The 24,528-nt window shown below is 64.5% G+C and carries 27 protein-coding genes and 2 pseudogenes; 16 read left to right on the top strand and 13 right to left on the bottom strand.

Features of this window, described 5'->3' with window-relative positions:
* Positions 1–293: 293 nt before the first annotated feature.
* Together WPS_RS13985 and WPS_RS13990 are read left to right on the top strand one after the other, a co-directional pair.
* Entirely contained in the window at positions 294–1,037 is a 744-nt protein-coding gene (locus WPS_RS13985; RefSeq protein ID WP_317995090.1) for a hypothetical protein, read from the top strand.
* Between the two features lie 145 nt (positions 1,038–1,182).
* Entirely contained in the window at positions 1,183–1,497 is a 315-nt protein-coding gene (locus tag WPS_RS13990) for a VOC family protein (RefSeq protein ID WP_405054894.1), read from the top strand.
* Here the strand turns inward: WPS_RS13990 and WPS_RS13995 are convergent.
* A complete protein-coding gene (locus WPS_RS13995) occupies positions 1,494–1,808 on the bottom strand; it encodes a hypothetical protein (protein ID WP_317995092.1) in 315 nt (104 codons plus the stop codon). The two genes, WPS_RS13990 and WPS_RS13995, sit on opposite strands and share 4 nt — an antisense overlap.
* 139 nt (positions 1,809–1,947) lie before the next feature.
* On the opposite strand from WPS_RS13995, the gene WPS_RS14000 reads away from it, so the two are divergent.
* From WPS_RS14000 to WPS_RS14010, 3 genes are all read left to right on the top strand, one after another.
* Positions 1,948–2,229, top strand: a complete 282-nt coding sequence (locus WPS_RS14000; protein WP_317995093.1) for a hypothetical protein — start codon at positions 1,948–1,950, stop codon at positions 2,227–2,229.
* A 132-nt stretch (positions 2,230–2,361) separates the two neighbouring features.
* Positions 2,362–2,643 carry an HdeD family acid-resistance protein gene (locus WPS_RS14005; RefSeq protein ID WP_317995094.1) on the top strand — a complete coding sequence of 94 codons (282 nt, stop codon included), beginning with the start codon at positions 2,362–2,364 and terminating at the stop codon, positions 2,641–2,643.
* A 15-nt stretch (positions 2,644–2,658) separates the two neighbouring features.
* The gene (locus WPS_RS14010) at positions 2,659–2,937 is read left to right on the top strand and encodes a DUF308 domain-containing protein (protein WP_317995095.1); all 279 of its coding nucleotides are present in this window, start codon (positions 2,659–2,661) and stop codon (positions 2,935–2,937) included.
* A 5-nt stretch (positions 2,938–2,942) separates the two neighbouring features.
* Here the strand turns inward: WPS_RS14010 and WPS_RS14015 are convergent, their stop codons facing one another.
* Positions 2,943–3,686 carry a polyprenyl synthetase family protein gene (locus WPS_RS14015; RefSeq protein ID WP_317997554.1) on the bottom strand — a complete coding sequence of 248 codons (744 nt, stop codon included), beginning with the start codon at positions 3,684–3,686 and terminating at the stop codon, positions 2,943–2,945.
* Here WPS_RS14015 and WPS_RS14020 point away from each other — a divergent pair.
* Entirely contained in the window at positions 3,633–3,773 is a 141-nt protein-coding gene (locus tag WPS_RS14020; protein ID WP_317997593.1) for a hypothetical protein, read from the top strand. The genes WPS_RS14015 and WPS_RS14020 overlap by 54 nt on opposite strands.
* 152 nt (positions 3,774–3,925) lie before the next feature.
* Here the strand turns inward: WPS_RS14020 and WPS_RS14025 are convergent, their stop codons facing one another.
* On the bottom strand, positions 3,926–4,132 hold the full coding sequence (locus WPS_RS14025) for an Os1348 family NHLP clan protein (RefSeq protein ID WP_317995096.1): 207 nt from the start codon (positions 4,130–4,132) through the stop codon (positions 3,926–3,928).
* Between the two features lie 108 nt (positions 4,133–4,240).
* Between WPS_RS14025 and WPS_RS14030 the strand changes: the two genes are divergently transcribed.
* The gene (locus WPS_RS14030) at positions 4,241–5,863 is read left to right on the top strand and encodes a protein kinase family protein (RefSeq protein WP_317995097.1); all 1,623 of its coding nucleotides are present in this window, start codon (positions 4,241–4,243) and stop codon (positions 5,861–5,863) included.
* 1 nt (position 5,864) lies between these two features.
* On the opposite strand, the gene WPS_RS14035 is transcribed toward WPS_RS14030, so the two are convergent.
* The gene (locus tag WPS_RS14035; protein WP_317995098.1) at positions 5,865–7,877 is read right to left on the bottom strand and encodes a cyclic nucleotide-binding domain-containing protein; all 2,013 of its coding nucleotides are present in this window, start codon (positions 7,875–7,877) and stop codon (positions 5,865–5,867) included.
* A gap of 87 nt (positions 7,878–7,964) precedes the next feature.
* A complete protein-coding gene (locus tag WPS_RS14040; RefSeq protein WP_317995099.1) occupies positions 7,965–8,372 on the bottom strand; it encodes a hypothetical protein in 408 nt (135 codons plus the stop codon).
* Positions 8,373–8,550: 178 nt separating this feature from the next.
* Here WPS_RS14040 and WPS_RS18265 point away from each other — a divergent pair, with 178 nt between their 5' ends.
* Positions 8,551–8,850, top strand: coding sequence for a helix-turn-helix domain-containing protein (locus tag WPS_RS18265; RefSeq protein ID WP_405054895.1), 300 nt, complete (start codon positions 8,551–8,553; stop codon positions 8,848–8,850).
* Positions 8,851–9,032: 182 nt separating this feature from the next.
* Here the strand turns inward: WPS_RS18265 and WPS_RS14045 are convergent, their stop codons facing one another.
* A complete protein-coding gene (locus tag WPS_RS14045; protein ID WP_317995100.1) occupies positions 9,033–10,232 on the bottom strand; it encodes an IS256 family transposase in 1,200 nt (399 codons plus the stop codon).
* A 433-nt stretch (positions 10,233–10,665) separates the two neighbouring features.
* Between WPS_RS14045 and WPS_RS14060 the strand changes: the two are divergent.
* A pseudogene (locus tag WPS_RS14060) lies at positions 10,666–11,325 on the top strand (AraC family transcriptional regulator); the annotation flags it as partial.
* Between the two features lies 1 nt (position 11,326).
* Here the strand turns inward: WPS_RS14060 and WPS_RS14065 are convergent.
* Positions 11,327–12,286 (bottom strand): hydrogen peroxide-inducible genes activator, encoded by a 960-nt coding sequence (locus WPS_RS14065; RefSeq protein ID WP_317995102.1) that lies wholly within the window; start codon positions 12,284–12,286, stop codon positions 11,327–11,329.
* Positions 12,287–12,418: 132 nt separating this feature from the next.
* Here WPS_RS14065 and katG point away from each other — a divergent pair, with 132 nt between their 5' ends.
* The gene (gene katG / locus WPS_RS14070) at positions 12,419–14,638 is read left to right on the top strand and encodes a catalase/peroxidase HPI (protein ID WP_317995103.1); all 2,220 of its coding nucleotides are present in this window, start codon (positions 12,419–12,421) and stop codon (positions 14,636–14,638) included.
* Between the two features lie 90 nt (positions 14,639–14,728).
* Here the strand turns inward: katG and WPS_RS14075 are convergent.
* Positions 14,729–14,897, bottom strand: a pseudogene (locus WPS_RS14075) (integrase core domain-containing protein); the annotation flags it as partial.
* 72 nt (positions 14,898–14,969) lie between these two features.
* On the opposite strand from WPS_RS14075, the gene WPS_RS14080 reads away from it, so the two are divergent.
* The gene (locus tag WPS_RS14080) at positions 14,970–15,998 is read left to right on the top strand and encodes an IS481 family transposase (protein ID WP_317994481.1); all 1,029 of its coding nucleotides are present in this window, start codon (positions 14,970–14,972) and stop codon (positions 15,996–15,998) included.
* Between the two features lie 50 nt (positions 15,999–16,048).
* Here WPS_RS14080 and WPS_RS14085 read toward each other — a convergent pair whose 3' ends face one another.
* Complete coding sequence (locus WPS_RS14085; RefSeq protein WP_317995104.1) at positions 16,049–16,438, bottom strand: DUF1153 domain-containing protein; 390 nt, start codon at positions 16,436–16,438, stop codon at positions 16,049–16,051.
* Between the two features lie 419 nt (positions 16,439–16,857).
* Here WPS_RS14085 and WPS_RS14090 point away from each other — a divergent pair, with 419 nt between their 5' ends.
* Positions 16,858–17,784, top strand: coding sequence for an NHL repeat-containing protein (locus tag WPS_RS14090; protein WP_317995105.1), 927 nt, complete (start codon positions 16,858–16,860; stop codon positions 17,782–17,784).
* Positions 17,785–17,805: 21 nt separating this feature from the next.
* On the opposite strand, the gene WPS_RS14095 is transcribed toward WPS_RS14090, so the two are convergent.
* Positions 17,806–18,330, bottom strand: a complete 525-nt coding sequence (locus WPS_RS14095) for an anti-sigma factor (RefSeq protein WP_317997555.1) — start codon at positions 18,328–18,330, stop codon at positions 17,806–17,808.
* 84 nt (positions 18,331–18,414) lie between these two features.
* Between WPS_RS14095 and WPS_RS14100 the strand changes: the two genes are divergently transcribed.
* Positions 18,415–19,632, top strand: a complete 1,218-nt coding sequence (locus WPS_RS14100) for an IS256 family transposase (protein WP_317994602.1) — start codon at positions 18,415–18,417, stop codon at positions 19,630–19,632.
* A gap of 215 nt (positions 19,633–19,847) precedes the next feature.
* Here the strand turns inward: WPS_RS14100 and WPS_RS18270 are convergent, their stop codons facing one another.
* Both WPS_RS18270 and WPS_RS14110 read right to left on the bottom strand, forming a co-directional pair.
* Positions 19,848–20,195, bottom strand: coding sequence for an RNA polymerase sigma factor (locus WPS_RS18270; RefSeq protein ID WP_405054896.1), 348 nt, complete (start codon positions 20,193–20,195; stop codon positions 19,848–19,850).
* A 42-nt stretch (positions 20,196–20,237) separates the two neighbouring features.
* Positions 20,238–20,525, bottom strand: a complete 288-nt coding sequence (locus WPS_RS14110) for an RNA polymerase sigma factor (protein ID WP_317995107.1) — start codon at positions 20,523–20,525, stop codon at positions 20,238–20,240.
* Between the two features lie 55 nt (positions 20,526–20,580).
* On the opposite strand from WPS_RS14110, the gene WPS_RS14115 reads away from it, so the two are divergent.
* From WPS_RS14115 to WPS_RS14125, 3 genes are read left to right on the top strand one after another with little or no spacing between them, the layout of a single operon-like run.
* Positions 20,581–20,958 carry a DUF305 domain-containing protein gene (locus tag WPS_RS14115; protein WP_317995108.1) on the top strand — a complete coding sequence of 126 codons (378 nt, stop codon included), beginning with the start codon at positions 20,581–20,583 and terminating at the stop codon, positions 20,956–20,958.
* Entirely contained in the window at positions 20,955–22,400 is a 1,446-nt protein-coding gene (locus WPS_RS14120) for a YncE family protein (RefSeq protein ID WP_317995109.1), read from the top strand. Before WPS_RS14115 ends, WPS_RS14120 begins: the two co-directional genes overlap by 4 nt.
* 36 nt (positions 22,401–22,436) lie before the next feature.
* The gene (locus tag WPS_RS14125) at positions 22,437–22,745 is read left to right on the top strand and encodes a YidH family protein (protein WP_317995110.1); all 309 of its coding nucleotides are present in this window, start codon (positions 22,437–22,439) and stop codon (positions 22,743–22,745) included.
* A 418-nt stretch (positions 22,746–23,163) separates the two neighbouring features.
* Here the strand turns inward: WPS_RS14125 and WPS_RS14130 are convergent, their stop codons facing one another.
* Positions 23,164–24,348 (bottom strand): IS256 family transposase, encoded by a 1,185-nt coding sequence (locus WPS_RS14130; protein ID WP_317995111.1) that lies wholly within the window; start codon positions 24,346–24,348, stop codon positions 23,164–23,166.
* Positions 24,349–24,528 lie beyond the last annotated feature (180 nt).

The raw sequence follows: 24,528 nt of genomic DNA on the forward strand, positions 1-24,528 counted from the left end.
CCCATCACCCGTCGCCGAGACGTTCGCGGTGCGCGCGCGTGGGTCCGTCCGCGCGAGCGCCGGAGGCTCGGTTGCCCGGCAGTCGTCCTTCCGGCGGCCGTGGAAAGCGCGCGGCTCCCCTCGACCCAGAGCATAGTGAACTTGCAATGACCCGTTCCAAGGCGCTTGCCGGGATAGCGCTGACTCCGATCGTTGCATCAGGGTGTGCTTCCAACCTCAGCGGGCTCGTGGCGACCAGAGGGTCTCCGGCACGACCGACCGCGTTCGGCAGCCAGTTGTATCCGTCCGACGACGTGCCGCAGGCCATCTCACTGCTCGCCGCGTGCGGAGCAACGCTCCTGCGCGCCACTGCCGACGGCAGTCAGTTCCCGTATTTCGACTCGCTGTTCTCCCTCGCCGCGCAGCGCGGGATGCGTGTGATCCTCATTTCGGATTACGCGCCGCAGCCCGTCGACGTCGCCGCCTATGCGGCGAGCGCAGCAGCGTTTCACCGGCGCTATGCCGCGTTCGATCCGATCTGGGAACTCTGGAACGAGCCGAACCTCGCGGCATACTGGCACGCGCCGCCGAACCTCGACGCGTACGCGCGGCTGGCGATCGCAACGGCGAAGGCATTGCGCGACGCCGGCGCGCGCGAGGTGCTCTCGGGCGGCACGAGCGGCGTCGACACGGATTGGATCTATGGGCTGCACGCGCGGCGCGTCTTCGACGTCGCGACCGGTTGCGCGGTGCACAGTTACAAACCGCCCGCGCACGCCCTCAACGAGTACCTGCAGGCGATCAGTCTGCTTCCCGGCGGCGTTCCGCTGCACACCACCGAGGCGTGCGTCGTGACGTCGAACGGTCAGCCTGCATTCTTCCGCGACATGTGGAACCTGCATCGCGACCTCGGGCTGCCGACGATGGTGTGGTGCGAATTTCGCGACGGGACGGCTGGTCCGTATCCGCCCTACACCGATCCGATGGGACTCGTCACGCCCGACTACGGGCGCAAGGCGGTGTACTACACGGCGCAGTCGCTCGTGCTCGACGATTGACCCGCCGCTACTTGTCTCTCGCAAAGCATCTCGATAGCATCCAGAGCAGCCCGCTCGTCGAGCGATGCACGAACGTGTTTGGGGAGGACCAGATCATGGCGACACAATTGGTATGACGTTGCCCCGAGGCGTGCCCCAGTCATAAGTGGAGAGCAGGCAGCGAAGGGTCGTCCTTGGAGTTGCCCCGTTCGTTATCGGCTGCGCGCCGCAAGACGAAGCCGACCGGTTTGGGAACCATCTTTCCGACGGCGGAAAACCGGGAGCGTGCGGCTGGCTCGAAGACAAATACGGCGTGTTGCGGCAAGTCGTGCCGTCGGCGCTGCCCGACTTTGCTCGGCGCCGACGACGACGCGAAAGCGGATGCGGTCATGCAGGCGATGCTGGCGACGAAGAAACTCGACATCGCCGCATTGCAGGAGGCCTACGACCGGGCGTAGCCCGGTCGCACGGATCTAACTAGTGGGTGTTAATCGAGTCGGCGTTCAGTGAGTGATCGGCCTGCGCCGTACCGCTGACGTCGACCGTCATCCCCGGCGTGATCGTCGTGCCGCGCGGGTTGATGATCGTCCCCTGGTGGAGGTGAATCTGCCGGTAGACGTTCGGCGCCGTCTCGATCTGCAAATCGAAGCGCCGGAAATACGTCACCTTGCCGTGAGCGGTGTTGCCGTTTGTGGTCTGCAGCAAGCCGCCGACCCCTTGGAGGATGCTCTGAACGATCGGGTTGTTCTGGACGTCGGGCGGCACGGAGGGGATGCTCTGCGCGAAAGCCACGCCGGCGCCCGCGATCCACAAAGCCGCCGTCAAAGGGAGAATGCGCGCTTTCATACCCACGCAACGAAGCGCCGCACCGGAATGTTGCGCGCATGGTGCGGAGTCGCTCGAATCACGGCCGGGGAGCAACCGCCGTCTCGTGCGCGCGGCCCGGAGCGCGGTGCCCACCTCGGGGGATCGCGCCGCTGCGTCCCCGGCCTACCTGAGGACCGAGAAGAAGCCGCGGCACGGGACCGACCTGTCGTCGCTGTGGGCGGTCGTGCCGACGTTCGCGGCCTACATGCTGAGGCTGCGCTTCGCGTTCGTCGCGCCGTTCATCTCCGACGCGCTGTTCGTCATCGTCGTGATCATCTGGGTTCGTCTTCGACCGGCGTTTCGAACCGGTCATCGCCGAGCGCAAGGTCCGTCCCGCGCCGCGTGAAGTGCGGTCGCCGCATCGAGCAGTTGGCTCCATCAGCCGGCGGCGATATCTCCCTTGAAACGGCGCGACGCCGATGAGAGAATAGTGTCGTCAGCCCTCTCACGATAGCGAGGGACGGAAAGGTTGATGGCTATGGTGACTCATCTCGCGCGCGAGTGGTGGATCGTCGCCCTGCGCGGCGTGCTCGGGATTCTCTTCGGCGTCGTCGCCTTCGTGTGGCCGGGGATGACGCTACTCGTGCTGATCGCGCTCTTCGGCGCGTACATGTTCCTCGACGGTGTTGGCGCACTGGTCCAGGCGAAACGGTTCCGCCACGAACGCGAACGCTGGCCGGCGCTGCTGGCCGAAGCGGCGCTCGGGATCATCATCGGCGTGGTGACGTTCTTCTGGCCCGGTGTCACCGCGCTCGCCTAGATCTACACGATCGCGGTGTGGGCGCTGCTCACCGGCGCGCTCGAGCTCTGGCTCGCGATCCGGCTGCGCCGCCAGTTCTCCGGCGAATGGTTCGTTCTGCTCACCGGCATCGCGTCGATTCTGCTCGGCATCGCGCTGCTGATCATGCCGCTGGCGGGTCTGATCGCCTGGGTGTGGACGATCGGCGCGTACTCGATCGTCTTCGGCGGCCTGCTCATCGCCTTTGCGCTCCGCCTGCGTCGAGGCTCGTCCTCCGCGCCGACGGACCTCTCGGCGGCGGCGGGCGCGCGCTGAACGGCTCAGCGTCCGCCGAACGGGTGAACGTCGTCGAGGAAGGCGGCGAGCTGGGCCGCGGCGGGTCCGCTCGACGCTGATTCGGCGAGCGCCGTTCGGGCGCGTCCGAGATGCAGGATCACCTGCAGCACCGCACGGCGATATGCCGGCGAGACGAGCAGCGCTTCGCGGACGCGTTCGGCCGCGGCCGCATCGCGCCGAGCGGATTCCAACAGCGTGACGAACGCATCGCGAGCCGGCCGTTCGAGCATCTCGACATGCCAGACCAACGGCAGCGTTCGCGTGCCGTTCCTGATGTCGCGACGGTGCGGATCGGCGGAGAGTTCGGCGAGATCGGAGACGAACTGATTCGCCATCCCGTATTCGAAGCCGAGCCGCGCGAAGCAGCGCTGACGCTCCGGTGAAACGCGAGCGAGCACGGCGCCGAGGCCGGCAAAGAGCGCGCATTCGCCGCCGGTCTTCCCCGCGACCGACGAGAACACGCGACCGCTCGTCACGTCGGAGGAACGCGCGTTGTCGAGGTCCTCGATTTGACCGTCGGCCATCTCCCCGAGTCCGCGCGCGATCCACAAATGGAGCTGCGCTTGGACCTCCGGGGAATCGTGCAGCGAATGCGCGATGACGTGCGCCGTCGTCGCGAGGAGCGCGCTGGCCATGACGCCGAGTTCGCTCGGATCGAACCCCGGCCACCGCGTTTGGACGTCGCCGTCGGCGATGTCATCGAGCGCGTCAAACGCGGTCCACAGCACCAACGTGAGCGCGGCGAGATCGACGCGCGCATGCGCGGAGCCCGTCGCCGCCGCGAAGACGAGCGGCGCAAGGTCCGTATTCAGTGAGAGCCGCTCGGAGACGGCGCGCGGATGCTCGATTGCAAACGCGAAGATCGCGCGATGCCGCGGGACCCGGATCGTGCGAAAGGCGAACTCCCTCGCCGCCGCGACGATCGCCGCGCGGTTCGGAAGCCGCCATTCCGCGGGAACTGCGACGGCTAACTCGCCATCATCTTGCTGACCCGCTGCGCGAGCTCTTCATGCGAGCCGGTCCAGTCCATGCTGTTGACGGCGGCTTCTTCTTCCGGCGTCAGACTGATGCCGTGTGCGACGATCGTTCCGTGCGGGTCTTTGCGGAATTCGTCCTTGAATCCAGGTTCGTTGGTCCAGCGATCCATCAGGGTAGCAACCGCTTCTTGGCTCATGACGCCTCCGAGGACGATGCGTAGGGGGGAATGTACCGTTTCGTCAGATCGGCTGCTTGGCCCCTGGCAAAGCCAATCGGCACAGGCGCACCGGGGAATGAACGTCGTATGCAGCGAGATCCCGCCTGGCCGAGCGCGCACGAGTACGCCGAGGCCGTCGTCCGCCGCGATGCGATCGGCAACGCCGCCTCCCGCGATGCGGCGATCGAGCGCAAACCCGGCGGGACGCCCAAGGTGTACGCCGGCGCGTTTACCGCAACGTTTCACCTGATCGCGGCGAGCGGCGACACGGCGCTGCGCTGCTACACCCGCGAACGCGACGACGTCGAGCGGCGCTACACCGCGATCGCCGAACTGCTCCGCTACGCACGCACCGAGGCGCTGGTCCCGGCGCGCTATCTCGACGAAGGCATCTCGGTTGGCGGCGCGTGGTGGCCGGCCGTCTCGATGGAATGGGTCGGGGGCCGCGCACTCAACGCTGAGGTGGAGGCCCGTCTCGGCGACGGCGACGCTCTGCTCGCGCTGGCCGAGACGTTTCGCGAGATGGTGCGTTCGCTGGAGGCGCTGGGCATCGCGCACGGAGACCTGCAGCACGGCAACATCCTGGTGAGCGAGGGCGGCTTGCGCCTGATCGACTACGATGCGATGTACCTGCCGGCGATCGCGGACCTTCCGCAACGAGAATGGGGTCACCGCAACTATCAGCATCCACGGCGCCGCGAGGCCGCGTTCGACGGCCGGCTCGACCGCTTCTCGTCGCTCGTGATCTACATCGCGCTGATCGCGCTCGCCGCGGACCGTTCGCTGTGGCGGCGATTCAACGACGGCGACAACCTGCTCTTCCGCGCGCACGATTTCACGTCGCACGGCGACTCGGAACTCTTTCGCTCGCTTCTCGCATACAATGCGACCAGCGGCCTCGCGGGGGAATTGCTCGCAGCCTGTCGCGCTCCGGTCGACGACGTGCCGACGCTCGAGCAGGCGATCTCGGCGGCGTCGGGCACGATGCCCGCGGCGCGGCCCGATTCACCGCCGCGCCGCGCCACCTCGCCGGCGGCCGCAACGCCGCCTCCGCCGCCTCCGCCGCTTCCCGCCGAGGACGCGACGGTGCGCGTCGCGGGCGTGCAACGCGTCGGGCGATCGACTGCGCTGACGGCGGTCGCCGTCGTTTTGATCGGGCTGCTCATCGGCGTCGCGCTCGCGGCGTGGACGCGCGGAACGCCGCGCACATCGACGTCGCGCTCCGGCCGCGAGACCATCGCAACCGCAACGCGTTCGACGCATGCTGCGACGCACGCGCCCGTCGCGACGCCGGCCGCGACGGCAACCCCGCTCGCGACGGCAACGCCGGTCGCAAAGCGGACCGTTCGCGTGAACGCCGCGCCGGTGCAAGGTACGTGGCAGATAGACGAAGCGAACGTGCAGGACGGCCGGATGGTCTGGACCGGAACCGCCGCGCGCTCGAGCGGCGGTGCGATCGTCCTCGACGTGCACAAGGCCAGCGTCGCCGGAAGTGCGGCGACGTCATGCGAACGCGCGACGAACCTGCACGTCCCCGTGCTCGCGGGCGCGGCGGGGCAGACGACGTCGTTTCAGGAGAGGAACTGCAGCGGCGCGACGTCGACGGGAGAGGTCCGAGTCGACGGCGTCGCGCCGGACGGACGGTCGTTCCGCGGCAGTTTTTGGCAGAGCGGGGTGAAGCTCGGCGACTTCATCGCCAGCAGGCAGTGAGTCAGGCGGAGGCGGCGTCGTTGACGCGCCGCAACTCGGAGGCCAGCTTCACGATCGCCCCGACACAGACGCCGACCGGGAGGATCCACGCCGCGGCCTCGGCGATGCCGGCCGGAACGATCTGCGCGAGCCGGTGTTGCCCGACGACCCGGTACACGACCAGACACTGCACCGCCGCGAACACGACATAGGCGATCGTCCCGGCGGAATACACGCACTCGACGACGTGGCCGCGGATGAGGCGCGGATTGCGCGCGACGGCACCGAACTGCGACCCCAGCCATGCCAGGCTCTGGCGGCGCAGGTTCGGCCGGTCCAGCAGATCGACGAGGACGTAGTATCCGTCGAACTCGAGTAGCGGGTTGAGGTTCTCGACGACGCCGACGTAGGCGGCGAAAGCGAACTGCCACGCCGCGATGACCGCGATCGGCGACGCCGACCGCAACGCCGTCGCGGAGGCGATCGCGGCGAGGACGAGGTTTGCGACGAGGCCCGCGGCGGCGACCAGGACGCGCTGGTGCCGCGAGCACACCCAGGTGTCGGATGTGTCGACGAAGACGATCGGCCCGAACCAGAACCATCCGATGCCGACGCTTTCAACACGCCGGCCCACGGCCTTCACGGCCAGACCGTGCGCCGCTTCGTGCAGCGCGATCATCAGGGCATATGCCGGGATCATCAGCAGCACGAACGACGTTGCGCCGGCGGGAGTCCACAGCAGCGCGACGGCCTTCGGCGTGCTGGCGACGAATGCCGCGAGCCCGGCGACTGCGACGAGGAGCAGCAGCACGGCCGACGGCCGCGAAAACAGCGCCGGCCCGACGACGCGGTACACGGCCGCGAACGCGCCGTCGACGTCGTCGTAGTGCACGGTCCACGTCAGCAGTCCGCGAACGGTGCGCGCGATGCGCGCAGCGACGGAACTCGTGCGGGACTCGTCCCTGGCGGCGCGGACGCCGGAATCGGCTTGCAGAAATCCCTGGCGCTTCATCTGACCGACCGTATTGATCACCGTCTGCGGCGCGAAATGCCCGCGCTCGGTGAAGAGCGCGGTCGCGAGGTCGCGGATCGTATGGGTGCCGTCGCAACGCTCCCACAGAAAGAGACTGTCGCCCGAAAGTCGGAAATACTTGTGATGAACGGGGTCTTTGAGGACCGCGATCTTGCTGCCGTCGGCGGCGATCTGACGATACGACTCGATCCCGTCCGCACGGAGGGGCCGGTCGCGCGAGTTCAGCAGGTCGATCATGCGCGCGCGGGCCGCGGCGTTCGTCTGCAGGATGTTCAAGAGCGGCTCGCGCTCGAGCGTCAGCAGCGCCGTCTGCTCGCGCGCAAGCACCGTCGCGTTGCGGCGGACGTCGTTGAGCAGCGCCGCCTCGCCGAACATCGCCCCGCGCCCGAGCGTCGCCAGGACGCGCTCCGTCTCGGCATCGATCACGTCGACGGAGCCGTCGACGATCACGTACGCTTCGTTGCCGACGTCGCCTTGCGTGACGATCTCCTCTCCCGCTTGCGCCACGCGGCGGTGCGCGCTGCGGACGAGCCCGCGCATCTCGTCGGCGCTGACCTCGTCGAACGACGACGTCGCGCGCACGAGGTGTTCGAGCATCTGGCGCTCCGTCCGATCGCGCAGCGCCGCCGCAAATGCCGGATCGGCGTCGACGATCCGCCGGAACAGCTCCGCATCGAGATGGACGACGTCGGCGTCCGACGCGGCGACGGCGACGACGGGCTGCGCCGCGTCGATATCGGCAAACGTGCCGGCGGCGCACGATTCGCCCGGGCTTGCCGTGCCGACGACGTGATCCGCACCGTTGCGCGTCTGCCGCAGGATCAGGTGGCCGCGGGCAACGAGCGAACACGTAGCGTCATCGCGTTCGAGACAGACGACGGTACCGGCCGGCACGTGCTGATCGCGCGCCATGCGGATCAGCGCCTCGAGATCCTCGGACGTCAACACGCCGTACGCGAGCGCGGCGCGCACGAGTTCGCTTCGTTCCGTTTCCTCGAGCATCGACGGCCTCGGCTGGTGAGTCGACGGCGTTCGGACTTCGCAGCGTGCTCCCCTGGGCAGCCGCGACGGGCCGTCGCGGCGTATGCTTCAGCGGACCGCGCGAGCGCGGGTCGCGAGCATCGGCGCTGCCGCGGCCACGCCAACGCCGGCGCCGCCGGTGGCGAACAGCGTGAGCGCCGCGCCGGCGGCATCCGGGTTCACCGTCATGAGAAAGAGTAGCGCGCACGCGTTGACCGTCGAAAACACGCCGGCGCCGCGCAGGATCGGGTCGCGCCGCAGCGCATGGTCCGCCGCGATCGTCGCACGGTTGCGGGCGAACGCCGCCGCGGCGAGCGCGCCCAAGCGGCGTGCGAGCACCACTTTGCCGACGATCGCGCCGGGCGACGACGAGCGCGAAGGCGGCAAGAAGCCACGCCGTGCGCCAATCGCGGCCTCCGCCGCCATCAGCGCGACGCCCGACGCGACGAGGAGCAGTGTCGACGCCGGAAAGAGCACAGGAACCAGTTTGCCCGCGTTCAGGGCTCTCGGATCTCCGCCCTCTGCGTCGCCCGTCGGATCCGCTCCATCATGACGGTTTCGAGGGTCACAGCACCGGGGAGCTGTTGCTTCCCGACAGGTCCAGGACACCTTCTCGGATGATGGTATCTGAACCTGACGGAGCGAACGTGTGACGATGAGCCGTTCAAACTCCAAGCTGACGGCGCGCGGCCGGCTGGCGATGGTGAAGCGGCTTGTACGAGGCGAATCAGGGCGAGCGGTCGCAGCCGGCTTGGGATTGGCCGTTTCCAACGTGTATCGTTGGTGGGCTCGATACCGCGAGGAAGGCGCAGCTGGTCTTGCCGATCGCACGTCTCGTCCGCTTGTCATCACCGTGGAAATGCAGAACTCAAAGACAAGGTTGAAGCGCTGCGGCGCAAGCGATGGACGTACGCGCGTCTTGCTGCCGTCGTCGGCCGCAGCGAATCAGCTGTAGCGCGCGTCGCTCAAGAACGCGGGGTTGCGAGGCTTGATCGCTTGGACCCTCGTGAGTCGGTGATTCGATACGAGCGCGCTAACCCGGGTGAGCTCGTTCATTTCGACAACAAGAAGTTGGGCCGAAATGAGTACATCGTCCCCAGCCGTGGTGTACGAGCGGTGGCTCGGCGAGGGTAGCGCTCAGCCGTTAATCACGGCGGAGAGCTTGGCGGGCTGATTATCGCTGACGGCACTGAGTCCTTCGAGTTGCATGTAGCGCCGCTGCAGTTGCCATTCGTCGTTCTGTTCCAGTAGGAGCGCACCGACGAGGCGTACGATGGCAGCATCGTTCGGGAAGATACCGACGACATCGGTGCGCCGCTTGATCTCCGCGTTGACCCGTTCGAGCGGATTGGTTGAGGCGATCTGCTTGCGGTGCGCCTTGGGAAAGTCCATGTACGCGAGCACGTCGTTCTCGGCGTCGTCCATCATCGCCGCGAGCTTCGGGAACTTCTGCCGAAGCTGCTCGGAGACGATACGCCATTGCTCGTGCGCAGCTTCCGCTGTCTCTTGCGCGAATACCGTGTTGATCAACGCGAGGACCATCTGCCGTTGCCCTTTACCCGCATGTGCGAGCGCGTTTCGCATAAAATGCACGCGGCAGCGCTGCCACGTTGCTTTGAATACTTTCGCGATGGCCGCTTTCAGGCCGACATGCGAGTCGGAAATGACGAGCTTGACACCGCGCAATCCGCGGCGGCTCAAGCTGCGAAGAAAGTCGATCCAGAACGGCTCTGCTTCGCTCGGACCAACCGCGAGGCCCAACAATTCCCGTGTCCCATCGGTGTTTACGCCGACGGCCAGTATCACGGCGACCGAGACGATGCGTCCGCCGGAGCGCGTCTTCACGTACGTCGCGTCGATCCAAAGATAGGGCCAGTCGCCTTCGATCGGCCGGGTAAGAAATGCGTTCACGCGTTCGTCGATCTCTTCGCACAGCCGTGAGACCTGACTCTTGGAGATGCCTGTCATCCCCATCGCCTTGACGAGCTCGTCGACCGAGCGCGTGGAGATGCCCTGGATGTAGGCCTCTTGGATGACGGCGGTGAGCGCCTTCTCCGCCGTGCGGCGCGGCTCGAGGAACGCGGGGAAGTAGCTACCTTTGCGCAACTTGGGGATGCGCAGTCCGATCGTGCCGGAACGCGTCTCCCATTGGCGCTCGCGGAAGCCGTTGCGGGCGTTCTGTCGGCCGGGGCCGCGCTCGCCGTAGGGCAAGCCGCAGAGTTCCTCAACATCGATCTCCATGATCCGCTGCCCGGCGTACTGGAGCATCTCGCGAACGAAGTCGACGTCGCCGCCCTTTTCGACGAGCTCGGAAAGTGCGATACTGGGTTTGGCCATCGTGGATCCCTTTCGGTCGGTTATTTGTTGCAAAAACAACCTTCGCCGAAAGCCACGATGGCCGCTCTCTATGCTACAAGGGCGACCCTCTCATACACCACGGGCCGGGACACGATCAGTACATCGGCCATCGAATCACTGGCGATCGACGTGGACAACACAGCACTCGCTTAACGCGCGGATGGGAATTTGCGCACGTTGCAATCGACGACGCATCGCGCAGTTCGTACAATCGAGGTTCTTCCGAACGAGCAAGGCCAGACGGCGACGGCGTTTGCGGAACGCGCGCTGGCGTGGTTTGCAAGCCTTGGCGTCCGCGTCGAGCGCATTATGAGCGACAACGGTTCCGCATATCGCTTGGTTCGCACCTGGGCCGAGCGCGGGGCGCTCCGCGCCGGGCTTTCCGAAAACGAAGCAGCGGACGTCATGTGGGCGGTGTCGAGCGACGCGCTCTACACGCAATTCGTGCGCGAGCTGCAACGGCGGGGGCGATTTCTTCTGCGTCGGCGGTAATTTTTCGCTCACCGGCGATGGTGCTGCTGGAGATGCTGCTGCCGATCATGCACATCCGCGACGAAGCGGAGAAGGCGGTGTTGCGCTGATGCATCGAGCGGACCAGCCAGGAGCTGCGCGCACCGCGACCCGGCGGCTTCTCGTCGCGCAGCAGCTCGCGACGTTGATGCTGGTGCAAGCCCTGCGCCGGCATCTTATAGAAGGCATCAGCTCCGGCGTCGGGTCGCTTGTCGCGCTGGCGGATCCGCACATGAAGGCCGCGATCACGGCGATGCACGACGACCCGTCGCACCGCTGGACGCTGCAGTCGCTGGCGGAGCGCGCCGGGACGTCGCGTACGAGCTTCGCGCTGAGTTTCAAGGAGACGGCGGGCACCTCACCGATGGAATACCTCACACGCTGGCGGATAATGCTTGCCGGCGATCGACTCGCGACCTCCCGCGACTCCGTCTCCGAGATCACGCAGGCACTCGGTTACGAATCGGAGAGCACGTTCAACACCGCGTTCAAGCGGCTCCAAGGATGTTCGCCGCGTCAGTACAGCCGCGGCAGCAGCGTCCCGCCGCAGATCAGAGCCTGATTCACGACCCACTCGACAGCGGCGCGTCAGCGTCGCCGAGCGGCTGTACACCGGCGGGCAGCTCTTCGCGCAGGAACGCCGCGATGTCGCGCAGATCCTTCATCCGCGTCTCCGTCGCGCGCCATACCAGCGCGATCGTCCGCCCTGCGCGCGCATCCTCGAGCGCGCGATACGCGATCATGCCGTGCATCGTCGTGTGCTCCGCGGCAGCGAGCAGCGGGATGAGCGATATCCCTTCGCCCGCGGCGATCATGTGCCGCAGCATCTCGAGCGAGCTCGCGTAGCGGCTCTGATTCGGGAGCGGCGAGGGATGGCAGAGCGAGAGCGCCTGATCGCGCAAGCAGTGCCCGTCCTCCATCAAGAGGAGCGGACCGCGCTTGAGATCGCGCAACCGGACCTGCTCGCGATGCGCGAGGTCGTCGCCGCTCGGGCACGCGCAGCGGAAGGGCTCGAAGAACAGCGCTTCGGCGACCAGGCCGTCGATCGGGACGGGCAGCGCGACGAGGATCGCGTCGAGCTCGCCGCGACGGAGCGCGGCGAGCAAGTCGTCGGTCATCGCTTCGCGCAGGCGCAGCGCGAGCTGCGGGAAACGCCGGCGGCCGAGCGCGATCACCGACGGCAGATAATACGGTCCGAGCGTTGCAATCGCGCCCAGCCGCAACTCCCCGGAGAGCGGCTCGGCGCTACGGCGCGCCTCGTCGAGCAGGCGCCGCGCATCGCCGAGCAGCGCCTCGGCTTGGCGCAGGATGGGCTCGCCGCGGGCGGTCGGCGCCACCTTCCGCTTGGTCCGTTCGAACAGGGTCACCCCGAGAATCGATTCGAGCTTGCGCACCTGCTCGCTGAGCGTCGCTTGGCTGACCCCGCACGACTCGGCGGCACGCCCGAAATGGCGCTCCCGGGCGACGGCGACGACATACTCCAGATCACGCAGTGAAAGCGACGAAATCGACAGGGCTCGCACGCCGATTTAATCATCGGCAAAACCTTTTAATCCCTTCCAAAAAATCGATTTTACTCCGCGACCGCGATGTGCTACTTTTTCACCATCGCTCGTCTGACTTTCGCAGAAGCCTCGTCACGGATTGGAGAGCACATGCTCGAAACGGAACTTGCAAAAAACGGCGGTTGCCCGGTACTGCACGGCGTCCCCCGCGGGACCCCCGAGCCGGCCGGCTTTTTGACGAACCGCGACTGGTGGCCGAACCAGCTTCATCTCAAGGTGCTCACGCAGAACTCGCAGGCCTCGAGTCCGATGAGCCCGGACTTCAGCTATGCGAAGGCGCTTCAGACGCTCGATATCGAGGCACTGAAGAACGATATCTTCGCGCTGATGACGCATTCGCAGGACTGGTGGCCGGCGGACTACGGTCATTACGGGCCGCTGTTCATCCGCATGTCGTGGCACGCCGCCGGAACCTATCGCACCGGTGACGGCCGCGGCGGCGCCGGCTCCGGAATGCAGCGCTTCGCCCCGCTCAACAGTTGGCCCGACAACGCGAACCTCGACAAGGCGCGCCGGCTGTTGTGGCCGATCAAGCAGAAATACGGCGATGCGATTTCGTGGGCTGATCTTCTGGTCTTCGCCGGGAACTGCGCCCTCGAGTCGATGGGCTTCAAGACGTTCGGATTCGGGTTTGGGCGCCCGGACGTCTTCGAACCGGAAGAACACGTCTACTGGGGCAAGGAAAAAACGTGGCTGGGCGACGAGCGTTACGCCGGCGAACGGCAGCTCGAACATCCGCTTGCCGCCGTGCAGATGGGCTTGATCTACGTCAACCCCGAAGGGCCGAACGGCAACCCAGATCCGCTCGCTGCGGCGCACGATATTCGCGAAACGTTCGCGCGCATGGCGATGAACGACGAAGAGACCGTTGCGCTCATCGCCGGCGGCCACACGTTCGGCAAAGTCCACGGCGCGGCGGACCCGAAGCAATACGTTGGTCCCGAACCTGAAGGCGCAAGCATCGAAGAGCAAGGTCTGGGCTGGAAGAACAGCTTCGGCTCGGGCAACGGCGCCGCGACGATCACCAGCGGCCTGGAAGGCGCATGGACCACCGCCCCGGCGAAGTGGGACAACAACTACTTTGAAAACTTGTTCAAGTACGATTGGGAGTTGACGAAGAGTCCGGCCGGCGCCTCGCAGTGGACGCCGAAAGATGCATCAGCAGCGGGCACCGTGCCCGACGCGCACGATCCCGCGAAACGGCACGCGCCGATGATGCTCACCACCGATCTGTCGCTCAAGCTGGATCCGATCTACGGCCCGATCTCGAAGCGCTTCTACGAGAATCCGGCCGAGTTCGCCGACGCCTTCGCCAGGGCGTGGTACAAGCTGACGCATCGCGATATGGGTCCGCGTTCGCGCTATCTCGGCCCGCTCGTTCCGGCCGAGGATCTGCTGTGGCAAGACCCGGTCCCCGCGGTGACGCACCCGCTCGTCGACGAACGCGACGTCGCCGACCTCAAGAGCAAGATCCTGGCATCGGGACTGTCAATCTCGCAGCTCGTCTCGACGGCCTGGGCGGCGGCGTCAAGCTTCCGCGGCTCCGACAAGCGCGGCGGCGCGAACGGCGGACGCCTGCGCCTTGCACCGCAGAAGGATTGGGAAGTCAACCAGCCGGCGAAGTTGCCGGCCGTCCTGAACGCACTCGAAAAGATCCAAGAGGACTTCAACGGCGCGCAGCCGGGCGGAAAGAGGGTCTCGCTCGCCGACCTGATCGTTCTCGGCGGCTGCGCCGCCGTCGAACAAGCGGCAAAGAACGCCGGTGTCGACGTTCGCGTGCCGTTCACGCCGGGCCGCACGGACGCATCGCAGGAGCAGACCGACGTCGAAACGTTCGCGGTGCTCGAGCCGGAAGCGGACGGATTCCGCAACTATCGCAAGGCGGCCTACAGCGTGCCGCCCGAAGCGATGCTGGTCGATCGTGCGCAGATGCTCACGCTGACCGCGCCGGAAATGACCGTGCTCCTGGGCGGAATGCGGGTGCTCGACACGAACGCGGGCGGCACGAAGCACGGCGTGTTCACCAAACGCCCCGGGACGCTCACCAACGATTTCTTCGTCAACCTGCTCGACATGAACACGACGTGGAAGAAGGTCTCCGAAGGCGAAGAGACGTTCGAAGGCCACGAACGGGTGACCGGCGACCTCAAGTGGACAGCGACGCGCGTCGACCTGATCTTCGGATCCAACTCGCAACTGCGCGCGCTCGCCGAAGTCTACGCGAGCAACGGCGCGCAGGAAAAGTTCGTGCGCGACTTCGTCGCCGCATGGAACAAGGTGATGAACCTCGACCGTTTCGACCTCGCCTGATCGTCCGCGCAGCAGCCTCGAAGAGCCCGTCGCCTTGCCGGGCTCTTCGTGCATTTCGAGAAGCGGTCGCGTCTGACGTTGCCCCGGATGTCAGGCCGCCGATAACCGTGAGTTTGGGGTAGTGCGATGATGCTCGATGAACTCGGCCGGCGTCAAGCCGCCGAGCGCGGTGTGGGGTCGGCGATGGTTTGTAATCGATGCGCCATGCTTCGATCGCGGAGCGAGCGTGGAAGAGCGTGGGAAAGGCGTGCTCGTTGAGTAACTTGTAGAAGTCAGGATTTGATCTGACGGTTGTCGAATACCGGTGGTGAATCCTCCTGAGGAGCCATCCATGAACAGCGACCGAAAAGTCATCAAGGCGAAAGTGGGCCTACTCCAGCTCGGCAAGCAGCTCGGAAATGTGACTGAAGCCTGCCGCGTGATGGGTTACAGCCGTGATAGCTTCTACCGTTTCAAAGACCTCTACGAGACGGGCGGCGATCTGGCCTTGGCCGAGATCACCAAGCGAAAGCCGAACCTCAAGAACCGCATTGCTCCCGAAGTCGAGGATGCGATTGTCGATCTTGCGATCGAGTTCCCTGCGTACGGTCAAGTGCGCGCAGCGAACGAGCTCGCCAAGCGTGGGATGCGTATGTCGCCGGCGGGACTTCGCGGGGTGTGGCTGCGACACGATCTTGAGACGATGAAGAAACGGCTCAAAGCGCTGGAAGCAAAGAGCGCCCAAGATGGGCTCGTCCTGACTGAGGCGCAAGTCGTCGCGCTGGAGCGTGCCAAGCTCGAGAAAGAAGCGCACGGCGAGTTCGAGAGTGAGTGCCCCGGCTACTGCGGCGCGCAGGACACCTTCTTCGTTGGGACGATGAAGGGCGTCGGCCGCATCTACCAGCAGACCTTCATCGACACCTATGCGAAGGTGGGCGTCGCGAAGCTCTATTTGGACAAGACACCAATCACTGCGGCCGACCTGCTCAACGATCGCGTGTTACCGCTATACGAAGAGTACGGGATTACGTTGCAACGGATCCTGACCGACCGCGGCACGGAGTTTTGCGGGCGTGAGGGACATCCGTACGAGCTCTACCTGGCGATCGAAGACATCGACCACACCCGAACGAAGGCACGCCATCCGCAGACCAACGGCATCGTCGAGCGTTTTCACAAAACGATGCTTGATGAGTTTTATCGGATCGCGTTTCGCAAGACGATCTACACGTCGCTCGAGCAACTGCAGCGGGACCTCGATGCGTGGACCGAGGAGTACAACACGCAGCGTCCGCATCAAGGACGCTGGTGCTACGGCAAGACGCCGATGCAGACATTCGTCGACAGTGTCTCCCTTGCGAAAGAGAAACAGATCGCTTAGACTGAAACCCAACCTATCTGACACTACCGCAAGATCGTACGACTGTCAGATCACATAGTAGCTAGTACACCCTTTGCGAGCAGCGAGTCGATCGTACGCTGCTCGCTTTCGTCCAAAGGGATGATCCGCAAGGCCTCCTTGGCGGTCTCGTTCTCTTTCTCCATCACGAGTTGGCCGATCTTGGCCTGCAACCGCCGTACTTCGGTGCGATGTTCGGAATCGACATCCTTGCGATTGACCTTCAACGCTTCAATTCCGCCGCGCATGAACTCGTCGGTCCACTTGCGGTAGTCGCCTTGCGTGAAGCCGTACTTGCGTGCCGCCTCCGGCACGGAGATCTGACCTTTCAAAACCTCCAGGATGATCGCCGCCTTACGCTGCGCCGTCCATCGTTCGATCGGTTCGGGCTCAGCTGGCGCCGAGCTCTTTGCTTTCTGCACGGGTCACCTTTCTTAGCGAGCTTTTCGCTAATTGGGTATCCAGATCCGGCGGGGGTCACTCCAGAAGACGATTCGCGGAGCCGCGCGCGCGGCGCAAGCCGAGATTGCGAATGCGCGTCACCCGCATTCCGCGCCGCTATGGAAAGCCGCTTAGTCGAAACGCCTGCGCAATTAGCCGATGCAGTGATCCGCCGCGTAGCATCGCGCGTGTATGACATACTTACTTTACCTCGCTAGGAGATTTTGTGAAGCCCTACCGTCTCATTGCGCTTGCGGGAACGATCGCCGCACTCGCCGCCTGTAGCAACTCGCCAACCGTTCTCACGCCGCAACCGAAATCGACCGCGACCCCAACCGCGCCACCGCCACCCATCGGCAGTCTCGGTTCGTATCAAACGCTCGCAACGATCGGCTCCACCGTGGATCCCGGGCCGGGCGCGGGCGCGGGAGACCAGAATCCCTACGGCCTCGCGATCGCGACGGCAACCGCGGGATTAGAAGTCAAAGGCGATCTGCTCGTTTGTAATTTCAACGATGCGAAGAACGTCCAGGGCGCGGGAACGACGATCGTTCAGCTCAGCCCGACGCCGGGATCGACGCCGACGCGCTTCGCGCAATCGTCGTCGTTTGCCGGATGCGACGCGATCGCGATGGCGCCCAACGGCAATCTCTGGCTCGCGGATTACACGGCAAATAATGACCCAATCGTCGCGCCCGCTGGCACGATCAATACCACGCTCGCGCAAAATACGTGGTACGGACCGTGGGGCGAAGCGTTCAATACGGGGACCGCGTCGATGCCGACGTTCTTCGAAACCAACGCGAAAAACGGCACGGTCACGCGCATTCACATCGCACCCGGGCCGACGTTCTCGTTCGATACGCTTCTCTCAGGACTCTCGTATAACAACGGCATGCCCGGCAACATCCTCGCGCCCGCCGGCCTCACCTACGATAAGGCGACGGACTCGCTGTACGTCGTCGATTCGAATGCGAATCGCGTTCTCAAGATCGCGCAGGCGACGACCGCTCCCGCGAGTTCGTACGCGACGAGTGCGATGGGATTCACGAGCCCGAACGTTTCCGTCGTCTACAGCGGCGCACCGCTGAGCGCACCGATCAGCTCGGCGCTACTCGCGAACGGCCATCTCGTCGTGGGCAACACGGGCGACAACAACCTCGTCGAGATCGATCCCGCGCTCGGCTCGATCGTATCGACGAAACTCGTGGACACGGGCGCTGCGGGCGCGATCTTCGGCATCGCGACGACGACCGCAACCGACGGAACGCAATACGTATATTTCAACAACGACAACACGAACACGGTCGTGCGCCTCTCGCCGTAATCGCCGGCGAATCGCATGCAGTCAGCCGATCGTCCCGTGCAGCATCCCCGTGCGCGGGAATCGATCGGCCGTCTCGAGCGAAGCACGTTCGAGCATGACGCGTATCGACGTGCCACGTTCGAGCGCGTCACCGTTGGTAACGAGGATTTCGAGTGCGTCGGGCGTCCGTTCGAGGACGCCCGGCGAACGCCGTACGGCGACACCACGCACCCAAATCCGATACACGAAGCCCGCAGGCGGATCGGGCAGCCCTCGTACGATAAATCCGCTCATGCGACGGCCGTCGCCGACGATCGCGCGACCGGATGCGCCGAAACGTCCCGCGAGTGCGACCTCGCGTGGTCCCGATGCGAGCATCCGCACGATCTCCGCGTACGCCTGCGTGCGGGCACGATCGTGCTCGTATGCGGGCACCGCGATCGCCGCAGCGACTGCGGCGCATGCGACGCCGAGCGAGCCAAATGCAAACGAACGCCGCCGGTCGCGCGTGCGCGTAGGCAGCTCCGGTGCGGGCGGCGGCGCCGGCGTCGGCCGAGTCCGTATAATTGATGTAAATTGAGCGGGCGGGTAGCCACCGCCCCGGTTCGAAGATTGACGTTGTTCAACACCTCAATCGAAAGGACCGAAACGGTGGCCGATTACGATCTTACCCTATCCCGCGACGCGATTCCAGCTTTGCTTGATCAGCCGGCGGCGCTCGGCAAACTCGTCGAAGTGATTCTCAACCAAGTGCTCGAGGCACAGATGCGCGATCATCTGGGCGCCGAGCGGTACGAGCGCTGTGAAGAACGGGAGGGCTATCGAAATGGGTATCGCGATCGACAGCTCTCGACCCGCGTCGGCTCGCTGGTCCTGCGCGTGCCGCAGACGCGCGACGGCAGCTTCTCAACCGACATCTTCGAGCGTTATCGCCGCAGCGAACAAGCCTTCGTCGTGGGCCTGATGGAGATGGTCGTCAACGGCGTCTCGACGCGGAAGGTCACGCGGATAACCGAAGGCCTCTGCGGGACGTCGTTTTCGAAATCGACGGTAAGTCGCCTTACGAAGGCACTCGACGAACCGGTCGCGGGATTCTTGAATCGCCGGCTCGACGCAGCGTACCCATTCATCATCGTTGACGCGCTCTTTACGAAGGTGCGCACCGACAAGAGCGTCGTCAGCAAAGCACTACTCATCGCGAGCGGCATTCGCGCTGACGGGTACCGCGAAATCCTTGGTCTTTCGATCGGCGATTCGGAGAGCTTTGCGACGTGGAACGAGTTCTTTCGCGGCCTCAAAGCGCGCGGCTTGCACGGCGTCGACGTTGCCGTCTCCGACAATCACTCGGGCTTACGCGAGGCGATCGCCAAGCAATTCGTCGGCGCGACGTGGCAGCGTTGCCAGTTCCACGTGATGAAGAACTTGCTCGATCACGCGCCCAAGAAAGAACGGGAAAACGTAACCGCTGCAGCTCGGCTGATCTTCCTCGCAACTGATCGCAAAGAGGCCGAGCGTCGATATGCGGAATTCATGGCCCGCTTCGCAGAAACGGCGCCCAAGTCGTGCGTGTGCTTGGAAGGAGCGTTCGAAGACATGCTTGCGATCTTGCCGCTGCCGGAGAAATATCGCCGGCGACTGCGCACGAGCAACATGCAAGAGCGGCTCAATGAAGAGATTCGTCGCCGGGAGAAAGTCATTCGCATCTTCCCAAACGACGCCGCGGCGATTCGCATGGTCGGCGCGCTACTCTCCGAGCAAAACGACGAATGGTTAGGCCGAGCCTACTTCGACATGACCGAATACTTCGAATGGAAAGCAACGACGGTGGCCAAGCCGGCCGCCGTAAAACGAGACAGACGAGCAGCCTAACTAACGCGATCGACGAACCGGAATTACAGCAGATTTGGGACTTGACTCCGGCGTCTCGATCGTTCGGAGATCGGCGAGCATTCCCGCGTACAACGCGACGCCTCCCATGCACGCAACGCACGCGCCAAGATGTGCTTCGAACGATGCGCGTACTGGTTGGTCGAGCGCGCCGATCACGTACGCCTCGAGGTCGTCGCGGACGGTATCGTCGTAATTCATCGAATTTCGCGTCTCGTTGCGGAGACGCTCGAGCGCAGATGCCCGAGCGCGAGTCGGAGTCGCGATTTGACGGTTCCGAGCGGCACGCCGAGCGCCGCCGCGATCTCCGTCTGGGTGAGTTCGCCGAAATAAGCGAGCTCGACGACCCGTCGTTGTTCAGTCGAAAGCATCGCGAGCAGATCGTATGCTTCGCGTGCGCTCCCGCGCCCGACGACCGTCTCGGCCGGATCGGATTCGGTCGGTGCCTGCAAGAAGCCGCGCAGGAGCGCGACGAAGCCACGCCGCTTCCGCCGGCCATCGTCGATTGCAGCGTTCCGCGCGACCGAGAGGAGCCATGGCCGCAAGCGACCTTCGCGCGGTTCGATCGGATCCGCATGCTTCCATAATCACAAGAACGTGTGTTGCGTCGTATCCGCCGCCATTTCGCGATCGCCGAGAATTCGGTGCGCGACGGCCATGACGGCGGCCGCGTGGCGCCGGTAGATGAGATGGAATGCCGTCTCGTCGCGCGCGGCGACGCGGCGAAGCAACGCTTCGTCGGTCGGAATTTCGCTCGGGCGCCCGAGCATACGCCGGGTTTCGCGAACGGGGCGGAACTCCATCTTCCTACGATGCTCCCGACGTGCGACGAGCTGCATGATGGTGTAGACGCGCGAGGCGATCGTTCGGATCACTCGCGGTAAGTGATCCGCTCGAGGGTTTCGAGCGTTTAGGCGGCGGAGGCCGATCATGTTTTCACTCGATTCGAAGCTCCTCAGAACGTCCGTCATCACCGTCATCCTCGCCGTCGCTACGATCGCGAGTGGACCGAACATCGCCCGCGCGGCGACGACGTTTGATGCGGCGATGATGTCTGCGATGACCCAGATGGATGGCGCGATGGTCGCCGCTCCGATGACGGGCGATCCCGATCGGGATTTCGTCGCGATGATGGTGCCGCACCACCGCGGCGCGGTCGCGATGGCCGAACTCGAGCTCGCATCCGGCCACGATCCACGCTTGCGCCGACTCGCACAAGAGATCGTCGTCACGCAAGGTTCCGAAATCGACGTCATGCGCGCGATCGCGCGCGACCTTACCTCAAGTCCCATGAAAGTACGAAAATGAAGTTTCTTCCCATCATCGTCGTGGCGAGCGCGCTCGCGCTCTCGGGTCCCGCAAGCGCGGGTCAGGCGCCGGACGCGGCCTCCGCGCCGAATGTCGCCATCTCGTCGCACGATCGCGTGTATCTCTCCGATCAGTCGTCGAACACGGTCTCGGTCGTCGATCCGAAAACGGAAACGTTGCTCGGCGTCATCCGCCTCGGCCTCACGACGCCGGCGAATCTGAGCCCGCTCTACACCGACCAATTGCTCGTGCACGGGATCGGCTTTTCACCCGATCACAAAACGCTCGACGTCGTCTCGGTCGGGTCGAATTCGGTCGCGTTCATCGATACGGAGACGAACCGCGTGAAGCACGTTACGTACGTCGGCCGCTCGCCGCACGAAGCTTTCTTTACGCCCGACGGCCGGGAAGTTTGGGTGACCGTTCGCGGTGAGAATTACGTCAGCGTGCTCGACGCGACGACGTACCGCGAAACGTCGCGGATCGTCGTTCCGAACGGACCGGGGATGACGATCTTTTCTCCCGACGGCAAATACGCGTACGTCTGCTCGAGCTTTTCGCCCGAAACCGTCGTGATCGACCGCGCGACGCACGCGATCGTCGGCCACGTGAAGCAAGATTCGCCCTTCAGCCCCGACATCGCGGCGACGCCCGATGGCACGCAGGTGTGGCTGACGCTCAAAGATGTGGGCCACACCGAAGTGTTCAATGCGAAGCCGCCGTTCAACGTGATCGCGAGCATCGATACGGGCGCGATCACCAACCATGTCAATATCGTGCGCAACGCGCGCGGGCAATTCGCCTACGTGACCGTCGGCGGCCTCAACGAAGTCAAGGTTTTTACGACGACGGCGACGCCGAAGCTCGTTGCGACGATTCCGACGGGTGCGCTCCCACATGGCTTATGGCCCTCGGGTGACGGAACGCGCGTGTACGTCGGACTCGAAAACGCCGATGCCGTTGCCGCGATCGACACGATGACCAATACGGTCGTCGCGACAATCCCGACAGGCCAGGCGCCGCAAGGCATGGTGTACGTGCCCGGTGCCGTGACGACTGGCCCCGGTACCGAGAACCTCGAGCCACTCGGCGCGGCCGGCCTCGCCGACCACCTCACCCTCGGCTCCCCCGGAACGACGCGCGCCGCGACGACGGTAACGATCAATAACCAGGGTCTCGTGGATATCCTCGAAGCCGCCGTCACCGGCCTCGAACCGAAGCACGCCTACACGCTCGCGCTTGCAAATGAAGCGAACGGCTCGGGAATGCTGCAACCGCTAGCACCGTTCAAAACCAATCCCTCGGGTGCCGCAATCGTTTCGACGATCGCACAATTACGCGTCGCCCTCGCAACCCAAACCGCGCGGCCTTCGCGACGCTACCTCGTGATCGTGGATGCGACGCCCGGTGCGGGCGCCGCCGTAGTGCAGCTTCAGCGATAGGATTCACGATGTCCGACGTACGCGCCACCGACACGCTTGCGCGAACGGACGTTCCTCGCCTACGCGCGGACCTCGCTTGCGTTCAACGGGTTCGGGTTCGTCATCGCGCGATTCTCGATCTTCACGCGCGGATTCGAAACGATCTCACCCACCCACCACACCTCTGGGGCGATCTCGTCGGTCTTCGGTACGGTGATGTCGCTTGCGGGAATCGCCTGCGCGCTTTACGGCGCGTACCGATACGTTGCGACGGCGCGCGGCCTACGCGCCGGAGAACATCGCCCGATGTCAGACGGCGCCGCGATCGTCATCGCGACGATCGTCGGCATCATCGGGACCGTCTGACCTGGACCCTATACGCATTTCGCTGAGCCGCGATAAACTTTGTCTGGGAGGTCGCGCAAATGCATGCGTATGCGCCGTCACGTCTCTGTATGTGGCAACATGTGGTCCTGTGCGCCATAGCGTCCCTTGGCGACGTGGTGATCACGAACGGCATCCTCTTCATAGCATACGTTGCGTTATGACTCGCTTCCAAGCGCGTCAATTTCTACGTACTATGTGCGTCGCGGCTACGATTTCCGTGTTCGTTGAAGCTGTTGCTTTTCACAAACGGTTCTGGTCGTATAGCCCCGGAATGCTGACGCTCTTCGGAATAGGACCTTTTCCGCTCTTGCAACTGATTCTAACCCCCGTCGCAGTATGGACCAGCACACTTCTATGGCGGACTTCGGACTGTGCCCGCGGACGAGTGTAATTTCGTTCAGCCGTAGAACGGCGTGAGTAAGTCGGAGTTCATATACCGCCGCTCGGTCTGCCAGTCCTCGGTCTGCTCGGCGAGGATCAGGGTAATCAGGCGGATAGCCGAGGCGATCGTCGGGAAGATTCCGACGAGTCGCGTCCGTCGACGGATGTCGCGGTTGAGGTGCTCGATCGGGTTTGTACTCGCAAGCTTATGCCAATGCGGTCTCGGAAACGAGAGATAGCTGAGTGCGTCGGAAATCCCGTCCTCAAGAACTTGCATGGCTCGAGCTGATGTGCGTCGATGGGTGACGACCACGTCGGCAGCACGTCGCTCGGCGAGTTCGCGAGTTGGCTGAGCGAAGATACTGGAGAGATCCGCTCCGACCACGGCTTTGTTCTTCTGGGATACGTGGGCCAGCACGTTGCGCATGAGATGCACCTTGCAGCGCTGCCACGAGGCCCCAGTGAGGACACTAGCGATTGCTGCTTTCAGACCGGCGTGCGCGTCGCTCACGACAAGCTTCACGCCGTGCAAGCCACGATCGAGTAAAGCCCGCAAGAACGTCGTCCAGCTTTCGAGGGACTCACTCTCAACGACGTCGACTCCGAGTACCTCGCGTAGCCCATCATCGCTTACGCCATAAGCAATAATGACCGCCTGACTGATGACGGCACCCTCAACGCGAACTTTCTCGTAGAGCGCGTCGAGCATCACGTACGGGTAGCTCTTCAGGAGCGGGCGCGTTCGGAATGCGGTCGCCTTGGCATCAAGTTCTGCACACAGATCGCTGACCTGCGATTTCGAGATCGATTCGACGCCAAGCGTACGGAACGACTTCTCCATTTTGCGCGTCGACACGCCGGCGAGCATTGCTTCGTGGACGACCGCAACCAGGGCGCGTTCACTGCGCGATCGGCGCTCAAGGAACGCCGGCACGTAGCCGCCGAACCGGAGCTTCGGTACGGCCAGATCAAGGGTTCCCAGCCGCGTATCGAAGCGCCGCGGCCGAGTGCCATTGCGATACGTCCGGCGTTCGTCGCTGCGCTCGTAGCGGCCGGCGCCGGCCCGCTGTTCGATTTCGAGTTGCATGGCTCGGTCCAGGACCAGCGCCAAGAGCTCCCGCAAGTCGGCGAGCTGGGGTTCGGAAACGACCGCGACCAGGTTGTCGACGAGCGCCCAGGGGGGTACACTTTCTTTAGCCATCGAGCCTCCAGGAAGAGCGTCAAGCACTCACTCCGTTCGCTCGATGGCCCCTTAATTTCCGGGCCTCAGCTACTCGATTTTACACTCGCCCGCGGACTCCGCCCGCGGTTTCATGTAGAGCCCAACGAAATCGCGCACGTTGAACGCGAAGTTGGGATCAGGACGAAAACGTAAAAGATT

It is taken from the genome of Vulcanimicrobium alpinum (assembly GCF_027923555.1).
GTDB classification, from domain to species: Bacteria; Vulcanimicrobiota; Vulcanimicrobiia; order Vulcanimicrobiales; family Vulcanimicrobiaceae; genus Vulcanimicrobium; species Vulcanimicrobium alpinum.

Coding starts and splice junctions, on each gene's coding strand:
- katG (WP_317995103.1), top strand. CDS start 12,419: ATGCTCGAAACGGAACTTGCAAAAAACGGCGGTTGCCCGGTACTGCAC.
- WPS_RS14080 (WP_317994481.1), top strand. CDS start 14,970: ATGAACAGCGACCGAAAAGTCATCAAGGCGAAAGTGGGCCTACTCCAG.
- WPS_RS14025 (WP_317995096.1), bottom strand. CDS start 4,132: ATGAGCCAAGAAGCGGTTGCTACCCTGATGGATCGCTGGACCAACGAA.
- WPS_RS18265 (WP_405054895.1), top strand. CDS start 8,551: ATGAGCCGTTCAAACTCCAAGCTGACGGCGCGCGGCCGGCTGGCGATG.
- WPS_RS14115 (WP_317995108.1), top strand. CDS start 20,581: ATGTTTTCACTCGATTCGAAGCTCCTCAGAACGTCCGTCATCACCGTC.
- WPS_RS14030 (WP_317995097.1), top strand. CDS start 4,241: ATGCAGCGAGATCCCGCCTGGCCGAGCGCGCACGAGTACGCCGAGGCC.
- WPS_RS14045 (WP_317995100.1), bottom strand. CDS start 10,232: ATGGCCAAACCCAGTATCGCACTTTCCGAGCTCGTCGAAAAGGGCGGC.
- WPS_RS14120 (WP_317995109.1), top strand. CDS start 20,955: ATGAAGTTTCTTCCCATCATCGTCGTGGCGAGCGCGCTCGCGCTCTCG.
- WPS_RS14130 (WP_317995111.1), bottom strand. CDS start 24,348: ATGGCTAAAGAAAGTGTACCCCCCTGGGCGCTCGTCGACAACCTGGTC.
- WPS_RS14035 (WP_317995098.1), bottom strand. CDS start 7,877: ATGCTCGAGGAAACGGAACGAAGCGAACTCGTGCGCGCCGCGCTCGCG.
- WPS_RS14005 (WP_317995094.1), top strand. CDS start 2,362: ATGGTGACTCATCTCGCGCGCGAGTGGTGGATCGTCGCCCTGCGCGGC.